Genomic DNA, 1,047 nt, shown 5'->3' with positions numbered 1-1,047 from the left:
GGGACTGCTGCACGGGTAGGTGACACCGAGTCTGTGGTGCTGTGAAGCGCCGCAGGGAAGGATGTGCACCATGCCCAAGCCCTATCCCCAGGAGTTCCGTGACGATGTCGTCCACGTCGCTCGTCAGCGTGGCGAGGGGGTGACGATCAAGCAGGTTGCCAAGGACTTCGGGATCTCGGAGTCGTGTCTGACGAACTGGATGACCCAGGCCGACCGCGACGCCGGGATCAAGCCCGGCGCCGACCGTGAGGAGGTGGCCGAGCTGCGCGAGGCCAAACGGCGCATCCGGCTGCTGGAGCAGGAGAACGAGGTCCTGCGCCGCGCCGCGGCGTACCTGTCCCAGGCGAACATCTCCCCAAAATGATGTACCCGCTCGTCCACGAGCTGGCCGTCGACGGGATCCCCGTCACGGTGACGTGCCGGGTGCTGAAGATCGCTCGCCAGCCGTACTACCGGTGGCTGAAGGAGCCGGTCACCGACGCCGATCTAGCGGCCGCCTACCGCGCGGATGCGCTGTTCGACGCACACCGCGACGACCCCGAGTTCGGCCACCGGCTGCTGGCCGACGAGGCCCGCGCCGCCGGCGTGGGCATGTGCGACCGCACCGCATGGCGGATCTGCTCGGACAACGCCTGGTGGAGCGCCTTCGGCAAGAAGCGCGGCAAGAACGGCAAGCCCGGACCGCCCGCGCACGAGGACCTCGTCGAGCGCGACTTCACCGCGCAGGGCCCGAACCAGTTGTGGCTGACCGACATCACCGAGCACGTCACCGCCGAGGGCAAGCTCTACATGTGCGCGGTCAAGGACGTCTGGTCCAACCGCATCGTCGGGTACTCCATCGACACCCGGATGAAGTCCCGCCTGGCGGTGCAGGCCCTGGACAACGCCGTCACCACCCGCACCGCCCACGGCATGGACGTCGCCGGATGCATCGTCCACTCCGACCGCGGCAGTCAGTTCCGGTCGCGGAAGTACCTCGCCGCGCTGCGACGCCACCACCTGGTCGGATCCATGGGACAGGTCGGCACGTGCCTGTTAACCGGCCAA

2 protein-coding genes are annotated in these 1,047 nt (G+C 68.2%); both read left to right on the top strand.

Annotated features, from left to right (window positions below):
• The first annotated feature begins 70 nt into the window (after positions 1-70).
• Positions 71-364, top strand: a complete 294-nt coding sequence (locus tag ACI3ET_RS16380) for a transposase (RefSeq protein ID WP_405034137.1) — start codon at positions 71-73, stop codon at positions 362-364.
• The coding region (locus ACI3ET_RS16375) for an IS3 family transposase (RefSeq protein WP_405034136.1) at positions 361-1,047 on the top strand (687 nt) is incomplete at its 3' end. The genes ACI3ET_RS16380 and ACI3ET_RS16375, both read left to right, overlap by 4 nt.

The organism is Ornithinimicrobium jinqii, from assembly GCF_045032595.1.
Lineage (GTDB): Bacteria > Actinomycetota > Actinomycetes > Actinomycetales > Dermatophilaceae > Ornithinicoccus.
This window is presented reverse-complemented; position numbering and strand designations above follow the sequence as displayed.